The sequence below is a fragment of the Actinomycetota bacterium genome, from assembly GCA_005774595.1.
Taxonomy (GTDB): domain Bacteria; phylum Actinomycetota; class Coriobacteriia; order Anaerosomatales; family D1FN1-002; genus D1FN1-002.
In genome coordinates, this window is record VAUM01000058.1 from 1 (window position 1) to 8,654 (window position 8,654).

An 8,654-nucleotide genomic window follows, 5' to 3' on the forward strand; every position below is an offset into this window, starting at 1 on the left:
GTCATGGGGGGCGACGCCGCCGTTCCGGACCTCGTCGGCGCGGGGTTCCTGCCGGCGCGGGACGGCGCGGTCGGCGGCGTCGAACTCGCACCCGGGGAGTCGGGCGCGTACTCGGGGGCCTACCTCCCGCTCACATCGTTCCGGGGCCTCGGCTGGCGCGTTGCGGCGGTCGAGCCGGAGAGCGCCACGGTGCGTGACACGTGGGTCGCGCTCGTGCCGGGCGCCGTCGCCATGCTCGTGGTCGGCGTCGTGCTCGCGGCGCTCACGTTCGCCGCCGCGCGCCGTCTGGTCCGTCCGCTGCGCGAGCTGGAAGCGCGGTCCCGCAAGGCGGTCGATGGCGCGTTCGTCCGCGCGCTGCCGGTGGCGCGCGACGACGAGGTCGGCCGCTTCACGGCCGCGTTCAACGCGCTGATCCTGCGGCTCAACGCGCTGCACGACGTGTCCGACCTCATGGCGGGCGCCTCGCGTACCGAGCAGGTGCTCGACGCGACCCTCTCGGCGCTGCGTCACATCGCCCCGTCCGCGTGTGCCGCGGTGTACCTGCACGACACGGCGCGGCACCGCCTCGTGCTCGCCCGCAGTTCGGACCACTCGCTCGAGGAGGGCGCAGCGCTTCCCGACGACGCGCGCGCATGGCTCACGGACGGCGCCTCGGGACAGGGGCCGTCGTGCCCCACGCGCCCCGCGCGCGAGAGCAAGGTGCCGGGCCTCGGCCGGCTCGTCGCGGGCGGGCCCGGAGGTGGCGTGGTGATCCCGCTCGCGTACGGGCCCGAGCACCTCGGCGCGGTCGTGCTGCAGCAGGACATTCGGGAGTTGACCGAGGCCGAGATCGAGATGGTGCGTACGTTCGCCGGTCAGGTGGCCGTCGCGCTGCGCACCGCTCGTCTCTTCGAGCTCGAGCAGGCGTCCCGTCGCGAGGCCGAGGTCCTGCGCGCGGTGGCGGAACGGCTGGCGAGTCCCGGGGACCTTGCCGAGGCGCTCGACGCGGTGGCTGCGATCTCCGGCGCGCTGCTCGGGTCGTTCCGCAACGGTGTCTGCGTCCGCGACCCGGAATCGTTCGGTCTGCGGGAACGGGGCTTCTCGCCCGGCTGGATCGGGGTGTGGGACGCGGTCGCCGAGTCCGGCGCGGGCGAGGCGGACGCGCCGCTGCTCGTCGCCGACGTGGCGGAGGTCCCGTCCGCTGCCGCCATGGCCGAGGGGTCGGGCATCGCCGCGGTCATCCTCGTTCCGCTCCTGCGTGATTCCGCGGTCACCGGCCTGCTCGTGTACGAGTTCGCGTCGCTCCCTGACGAGGAGGCGACCGGCAGCGCGGCGCTCGCGGGCGCGGTCGGCCAGCAGGTCTCGCTCGCACTGGAGAACGCGTTCCAGTTCGAGCAGGCGCACCGGCGCGCCGGGAGCCTCGAGACGGTCTTCCGCATCACCCAGACGGTCTCGAGCTCGCTGCAGACCAAGGTCGTGCTGAACCGCGTGCTCGACGTGGTCCAGAAGATCTTCGAGGCCGACGCCGTCTCGCTCATGACGTATGACGCCGCGAAGAAGGTGCTCGCCACGGCGATGGCGAGGGGGCTCGTCAGCCAGGACATGCTCTATCTGGAGGTCCGGCGCGGGGAGGACGTCCCGGGGCGGGCGTTCGAGACGCAGCAGCCTGTCCGGCTCGGGGCGATGGACGCGTTCTCGTCCGACCTGCTCGTGTGTGCCGCCGCCTCGCACGGGCTGTCCTCGCTCATGTGCGCGCCGTTGCTCGCGCGCGGGCGCAGCATCGGCGTCATCACGGTCTTCTCGAAGGTGCCCGACGCCTACGACCGGGAGTCGATGGAGCTGCTGCTCACCTTCGGCTCGCAGGCGGCGCTCGCGATCGACGCGGCGCAGATGTACGGCCGCGAGCATTCGGTGGCGTCCGCGCTGCAGACGAGCCTGCTGCCCGGCCGTCTGCCCGAGGTGCCCGGCCTCGAGCTTGCGAGCGAGTACCGCGCCGCGTCGACAGAGGCTGAGATCGGCGGCGACTACTACGACGTGTTCCTCGCGCCGGACGGGCGGGTCGTGCTCGCCATGGGCGACGTGTGCGGGAAGGGCATCGCGGCCGCGGCGAAGACGTCGATGATCAAGTACGGCGTGCGCAGCCTGATCGCGACCGGCATGTCGCCCGGCGCGACGCTGGCGACGCTCAACGGCATGTTCAGGGACGGCGGTTCCTCGACCGACATCGTCACGGTGTGGCTCGGGCTCATCGACGTCGCCGACGGCCGGCTGGTGTACGCGAACGGCGGCCATCCGTCCGCGCTCGTGCGCACCGTCGAGCCGTCGGGCTTCGAGCGCCTCTCGCCGACCGGCCCGCTGCTCGGAGCCGTGCCGGGCGCCGCGTACGAGGACTGCACGGTGACCGTTCCCGAGGGCGGCTCGCTGCTGCTCTACACCGATGGTGTCACCGAGGCGCGCAACGGGAATCGTTTCTTCGGCGAGGGCAGGCTCCGCCGCGCGATGAAGGTGGGGCACGGCTCCGCCGAGGTCGTTCGGGCGCTGATGCAGTCGCTCGAGCGCTTCGCGCCCGACGGGTTGCGCGACGACGTGGCGGTGCTGGCTGCGAGGCGTGTGCGAGAGGGCGAGGCCCCTGCGGCGGCCGGGCCGGACGTGTGATGGGAGAGCGGTGAGCTTCAGCATCCGGAGAGAGGCGAGGGCGCCGGTGTGCGTGGCCGACCTGCACGGCGAGATGGACCTCGCCGTGGTCGATGGGCTGCGCCCGCAGATCGAGGCGATGCTCGAGTCGGGCTGCGTCAACTTCGTGCTGGACCTGTCGGACGTCTCGTACGCGGACAGCTCGGCGCTCGGGCTGGTCGTGTGGCTCAACGACCGCGTCGCGCCCGAGGGGGGCCGCATCGTGGTCGCCGGGGCGACGCGCGGCGTCTCGCGCATCCTCGAGCTGTCCGGCCTGCTCACCGTCGCCCCGACCATCTGCGACGCGGAGTCGGCCGACGCCGCGCTGACGTCGTTCGCGCCGGACGGCGTCGGCCTGGAGCCGCTGTGGACCGAGTGCGTGGAGGCGCCCGCCGCAGTGTCGGAACTCGCGGGGCTGCGGGCCCGTGTCGGCGAGATCATGGACCCGCTCGGCCTGTCAGAGCAGGCGGAGTTCGACATGAAGGTCGCGATCGGCGAGGCGCTCGCCAACGCGGTGCGTCACGGCTCGCCGCGCGGCGAGGCCGACTCGGTGCGGGTCGCGGTGACGGCGTTCGCCGACCGCGTGGAGGTCGTCGTCGACGACTCGGGCGGCGGGTTCGACGGGTGCCCCACGGGCGCCGGCGACCTGTACGCGCCGTGCGGGCGGGGCGTGCCGTTCATGCGCGCGCTCGCCGACCGCGTCGAGTTCGAGCGCAGCGACGGCGGCGGCGCCCGGGTGCGCCTCGTGAAGCACATCCGTGCGGGCGGTCCGGAGCTGTGACGGCCGCGGAGGTCGGACCGATCGATCCGCACCCGCAGTGCGTGGTGGTGGCCTCGCCGGGGAACGCGCCCCGCGAGGACGCGGCGGCGCGACTCGCCGAGGCGTACCTGGCCCAGCACGCCGGCGTTCCGGTCGCGCGGACATCACTGCTCCTGGCTGCTGTGCCGCAGGCCGCGGCGATGCGGCTGACCGGGGTGACACCCGGCGGCGCCCGGGCGGCGGTGGCGGGCGACTTCGCGGCGCTGGCCGGCCGGCTGAAGGACGACCCGCTGGTCGCCACGCTGGCCGCCGGTGGCATCGAGCGCGCCGCGGACGAACTCGCCGGCGCCGGGACGAGTGCGGTCCTGGCGTGCGGAGACCTTGCCGCCGGCATCGCGGCCGAGGCGTCCGCGGGCCGCTGGCTGACCGCGGCGCTCCTGCCGCACTTCGACCCGGTCACGTGCTGGCTGCACCCCGGTGTGGCGCTGTGGTTCGTCCCGTGCGCCGAGGCGCGCGACGAGCTCGTCGTGCGCGGCGTGCCCTTCGACCGTGTGGCCGTGACGGGCGTGCCGTCGGCCGCGCCCGCGCCGCCGGCCCGCGAGCGCTTCGCGGTGGGCGTGCTCCCCGAGCGCGTGACGCCCGGCGGGCGGGCGCTCGTGCGCGGGCTCGCGTCGCTCGGCGTGCCGGTGTTGATAGCCACCGGGGACGACGCGCGCCTCGCGTCGGACCTCGGGGCGGCGGCGACCGGGGCGGTGCGGGCGGTGCCCGGGCCCGACGCGCAGGCCGAGGTGCTCGCATCGGCGTCGGTCGCGGTGTGCTCTGCGGATTCGCCACACGTGTTCGCCGCCCTGGCGGCGGGCGTGCCGCTGGTGGTACACGAGGCGCCCGACGAGCGGGCCCTCCGTGACGGCGACTTCCTCGTCGACGTGGGCGCCGCGCTGCCAGCGCGCGACGAGGACGATGCGGTCGCCCGCGTGCGCTTCCTCGCCACGCACCCCGACCGCCTCAGCGAGATGGCGGAGGACTCGCGCGCACTCGGGCGGCCGGACGCGACGAAGGCGCTGTGTGAGCGCTTCCTGGCTGGGATACGATAGGGGCCGAGACCGAGGAGGTCGAGAAGCATGGAGCTTGACGAGGTCCTCTCTGCCCGGCACTCGTGCCGGGAGTTCACCACCGAGCCGGTGCCGCGCGAGGCGGTCGACCGGCTCGTTGCCGCGGCCGCCGCGGCGCCTTCGTCCATGAACGCCCAGCCGACCAGGCTGCACTTCGTCTCCGGCGAGCGCCGTCAGCTGCTCGGCGAGGTCATGGCGCTGACCACGCGGCACCTCGAGGAGTACGTCGGCATCCTGCCCGACGAACGCATCCGCGACGCATCGCGGTTCTTCTCCACGCTGGGCGACGCCCCGGTCGTGCTCGTGCTGTCGCAGCCGAAGTCCTCCGAGGAGATCGACCGACTCAACATGCTGCTGGCCACCGGCTGCGTGCTGGACAACGTGCTCCTCAAGGCTGCCGACCTCGGCCTGGCCTCGTGCTGCATCACCTTCGGCTTCTGGGTCCGCGACCAGCTGGCCGAGGTGGTTCTCCTGCCGCCGGAGCGGGAGGTCGTCGCGCTCGTCGTCCTCGGCTATCCGGAAGGCGCCTCCGTGGCGCCGCCGCACCGGACCGACATCGCGGAGTTCCTCGAGTAGCGCCGTGCTCGAGGCAGTCTTCTTCGACGTCGGGAACACACTCATCCACCCGTACCCGAGCGTCAGCCACGTGTGCCGCGAGATACTCGCGTCCGCCGGCCACCACCACGGGCTCGAGGCCATCGACGACCTGATGCCGCTCGTCGACGCCTACTACGAGGACCGCTACCGCTCCGACGACACGTTCTGGACGAGCGAGGAGGAGACGAGCGGCGTGTGGGTCGGCATGTACGCGCTGCTCTGCCGCCGGCTCGGCGTCGGCGAGGAGGAGGCGGTCGTGCTCGCGCGGCGCGTCTACGATGAGTTCGGCGACCCCGCGCGCTGGCGGCCGTACCCCGACGTGCTGCCGGCGCTCACGCGCCTGCGCGACCGCGGGCTGTGTCTCGGCGCGATCTCGAACTGGGACAGCCGGCTCGAAGGCGTGCTCGGAGGCACGGGCGTGGGCGACCTGCTCGACACCGTCGTGTCCTCGGCCGACGTCGCGCTCCACAAGCCCGACCCGCGCATATTCGAGCTCGCGTGCGAGCGGCTCGGCGTGGCGCCCGCAGCCGCGGCGCACGTCGGCGACCACGAGTACGCGGACCTGCTCGGTGCGCGGTCGGTCGGGATGCTCGCGGTGCTCGTCGACCGTCACGGCGCCGGCGCGCCCGACGCGATCGCGGACTTCGAGGCGCTCGAGGACGCGCTGGGACTGGAGGGGTAGGGGATGAACGGGCGGATGCCGCCCTGGGCACGGTGGACGCTGCTCGTCGCCGGGCTCGCGACGTGCGTCGCGCTCGGCTACGGAGCGTACTCGCTCGCCGGCTACTCGTGGGACCAGGTCGCGACGTACGAGAGCCCGTTCATCGGCATGCTGCCCGACGCCCCGGCCTCGGCGCTCGCATCGCCCGCACCCGCGCCCCGGCTCGTGCTCGTCATCGTGGACGGACTGCGCGAGGACGCGGCCCGCACCATGGGCACGCTGAACACGCTGCAAGGGTTCGGCTCGGACTTCTCGCTGGTCACGCCGCAGCCGTCGCTGTCGTACCCGGACTGGACGGCGATCCTGTCGGGCGCGCCGCACGACATCACCGCTGTGACCACGAACTGGTACGAGCGCCCGGTCGAGGTCCCGACGCTCATCGGCGACGCGGCGAGGGCCGGCAAGCGCACGGTGATCGTCGGGCCGTCCGACCTCGCGACGCTGTACCCGACGGAGCTCGCGACCGCGTCGCGGTTCCGCGACTGGCACGAGGGCGAGTACCTGACCGGGCAGATGGTCGACGACACGCTGCGCCTCGCCGAGGAGGCGGACCCGGAGTTCGTGCTCCTGCTCGTGCCGGACGTCGACGAGGCGGGACACGACTTCGGCGGTGACTCGCAGGGGTACGCCGAGGTTGTCGCGAAGGTCGACGCGGACCTGTCGCGCCTGGTCGCGGGGCTGTCCGACGAGCACACCGCGTTCGTGGTGGTCGCGGACCACGGACACATCGACGCCGGCGGGCACGGCGGCTGGGAGCCCGAGGCCGTCACCGTGCGTGCGGTGTTCGCGGGCTCGGGCGTGGCGTTCGGCTCGGGGAACGCGCGCCTGATCGACGTCGCACCGACGACGGCCGCGCTCATGGGCATGGGCCCGCCCGCGTACGCGAAGGGCACCGTCATCCCCGGGATCGTGGCGAGCATGCCGCCGGCGGTCACCGACGCCGGTGCCCGGCAGCGCGCGGCGTTCACGCGCGCGTATGCCGACGTGCTCGGCTACAGCGCGCTCGGCGTCCCGCGCGGGAGCGAGGAGGACGCCATCGCCTCGGCCGACGCGGCGTATCAGCGCGACGGACGCGTGGACCGCGCGTGGCTCGCGCTCGCGGGCTCCGTCGCGTGCGTCGTCGCGCTGGCGATCATCGGCATCGCGAGCCGGCGGGCGCTGGCGGCCGCACTGGCGGGTGTCGCCGCGTACGCTGCGGTCTACAACGGGCTGTTCTTCCTCGTGCACGGACACCTCTGGTCGCTGTCGGCCTTCAATGAGGAGGACATGGTCGACGCGTGGATGAACCTGCGCCTGGCCGAGGCGGCGATCGCGCTGCTCGTCGGGGCAGCCGTGGCGGCGCTGGTCTACCCGCTGCTACGGCGCGAGCCGCCCGGTCCGCGCGGGCGGTACCTGTCGCACTGGCTCGCGCTCGGACCAGCCACCGCGATCGCCGTGCTGGCGTTCCTCGGCCTGCAGGTCGCGTGGTACTGCTGGGCGTGGGGGCCGCAGGTCACGGCATTGCTGCCGGACCTGAAGTGGGCGTTCAAGTACGACCTCGACCTGCTGCAGTCCACAGCGGTCGGGTTCGCGGCGCTGCTGACGCCGCTGGTGACGTACCTCGTGGGGAGGTTCCATCCGAAGGTGCGCGTGCGAAGAGACGGGGGCGGGGAGTGATGGACGAGACCAGGCCTGCGACGCCCGCGAAGGGCGGACTGGGGCTGAAGGTGACCGGCTGGACGCGCTACATCGTGGCGGTGCCGGTTGTCGGGCTGTTCGCGAGTGCGGTGGCGCTCGTGCTCATGGGCGGCGCCCGGACGGTCGCGGTCATCACCGAGTCGCTGCACGGGGCCGTCAGCCAGAAGGCGACCGTCGTCGAGTTCATCGAGGTCGCGGACGTGTTCTTGCTGGCCACGGTGCTCTACATCATCTCGCTGGGCCTCTTCGAGCTGTTCATCGACGACCGCCTCCCACTGCCGGCGTGGCTCGAGATCCACGACCTCGACGACCTGAAAGAGAAGCTCGTCGGGGTCGTCGTGGTCGTGCTCGGCGTGTCGTTCCTCGGCCGTACGATCGAGGTGGACTCGTACCTGAACCTGCTCTACCTCGGGCTGTCGGTGGCGGCCGTCATCGGCGCGCTGACCTTCTTCCTCGGCCGGATCGGGCGCGGCAAGGGCGAGTAGGGCCGAGGGGCCGCCCGCGACCGCTCGCGGATGCGCTCTTGACGCGAACAGGTGTACGGGGTGTAGCATCTTGAGTGTCCCGCGGTCATCGGGGCGCAGCACAAGTCGCAGCAGTACGTCGCAGCAGAAGGAGACAGCAGATGACCGTGTCGCAGGCGCGCAAGCGCTACCCCTTGGTCCCGCCCGAGATCGTGAAGTGGGCGGTCGAGAACATCTCGGACCAGTCGGACCTGAACAAGGGGCTCCACCGTCTCGAGCAGGCCAAGCGGCTCGAGATCAAGTACGCCGCGAAGTAGCGTCGCTTTCCGCACGCGAACCGCGCGGCGCGTCCCGTGACCAGGGGCGTGGCGCGCTCACGCATGCAAAGGGCCGCCCGGGTGGGCGGCCCTTCGTGTTCGCATGGAGGCGACGCCCGGATTCGAACCGGGGATAAGGGCTTTGCAGGCCCCTGCCTTGCCACTTGGCCACGTCGCCTTGTGAAAGAAGGCCGGTCCCGGGCTCGATGACCCTGAAGAGCCGGCCTCCTGGATATCGCTGGAGCGGACGACGGGATTCGAACCCGCGACCCCAACCTTGGCAAGGTTGTGCTCTACCAACTGAGCCACGTCCGCGTGAAAGCGCGAGCGCTAGTCTAGCAACGGGGCATGAGG

General features: G+C 72.7%; 7 protein-coding genes and 2 tRNA genes. 7 read left to right on the top strand and 2 right to left on the bottom strand.

What is annotated here, in order from left to right:
- The 7 genes from FDZ70_03880 to FDZ70_03910 all read left to right on the top strand — a co-directional run.
- The coding region (locus FDZ70_03880) for a GAF domain-containing protein (GenBank protein TLM78791.1) at positions 1-2,634 on the top strand (2,634 nt) is incomplete at its 5' end.
- A gap of 10 nt (positions 2,635-2,644) precedes the next feature.
- Positions 2,645-3,433: an anti-sigma factor antagonist gene (locus FDZ70_03885; protein ID TLM78792.1), complete on the top strand. Its 789-nt coding sequence runs from the start codon at positions 2,645-2,647 to the stop codon at positions 3,431-3,433.
- On the top strand, positions 3,430-4,506 hold the full coding sequence (locus tag FDZ70_03890; protein ID TLM78793.1) for a hypothetical protein: 1,077 nt from the start codon (positions 3,430-3,432) through the stop codon (positions 4,504-4,506). Before FDZ70_03885 ends, FDZ70_03890 begins: the two co-directional genes overlap by 4 nt.
- A gap of 27 nt (positions 4,507-4,533) precedes the next feature.
- Positions 4,534-5,100: a hypothetical protein gene (locus tag FDZ70_03895; GenBank protein ID TLM78794.1), complete on the top strand. Its 567-nt coding sequence runs from the start codon at positions 4,534-4,536 to the stop codon at positions 5,098-5,100.
- Positions 5,039-5,803 (top strand): HAD family hydrolase, encoded by a 765-nt coding sequence (locus tag FDZ70_03900; GenBank protein TLM78795.1) that lies wholly within the window; start codon positions 5,039-5,041, stop codon positions 5,801-5,803. The genes FDZ70_03895 and FDZ70_03900 overlap by 62 nt, the downstream gene beginning before the upstream one ends.
- Before the next feature lie 3 nt (positions 5,804-5,806).
- On the top strand, positions 5,807-7,498 hold the full coding sequence (locus tag FDZ70_03905; GenBank protein TLM78796.1) for a hypothetical protein: 1,692 nt from the start codon (positions 5,807-5,809) through the stop codon (positions 7,496-7,498).
- Positions 7,498-8,004, top strand: a complete 507-nt coding sequence (locus FDZ70_03910) for a YqhA family protein (protein ID TLM78797.1) — start codon at positions 7,498-7,500, stop codon at positions 8,002-8,004. The genes FDZ70_03905 and FDZ70_03910 overlap by 1 nt, the downstream gene beginning before the upstream one ends.
- Positions 8,005-8,404: 400 nt before the next feature.
- Here the strand turns inward: FDZ70_03910 and FDZ70_03915 are convergent.
- Both FDZ70_03915 and FDZ70_03920 read right to left on the bottom strand, forming a co-directional pair.
- A tRNA-Cys gene (locus FDZ70_03915) sits at positions 8,405-8,478 on the bottom strand.
- 61 nt (positions 8,479-8,539) lie between these two features.
- Positions 8,540-8,615, bottom strand: a tRNA-Gly gene (locus tag FDZ70_03920).
- Positions 8,616-8,654: the final 39 nt, after the last annotated feature.

Coding starts and splice junctions, on each gene's coding strand:
- FDZ70_03895 (TLM78794.1), top strand. CDS start 4,534: ATGGAGCTTGACGAGGTCCTCTCTGCCCGGCACTCGTGCCGGGAGTTC.
- FDZ70_03905 (TLM78796.1), top strand. CDS start 5,807: ATGAACGGGCGGATGCCGCCCTGGGCACGGTGGACGCTGCTCGTCGCC.
- FDZ70_03910 (TLM78797.1), top strand. CDS start 7,498: ATGGACGAGACCAGGCCTGCGACGCCCGCGAAGGGCGGACTGGGGCTG.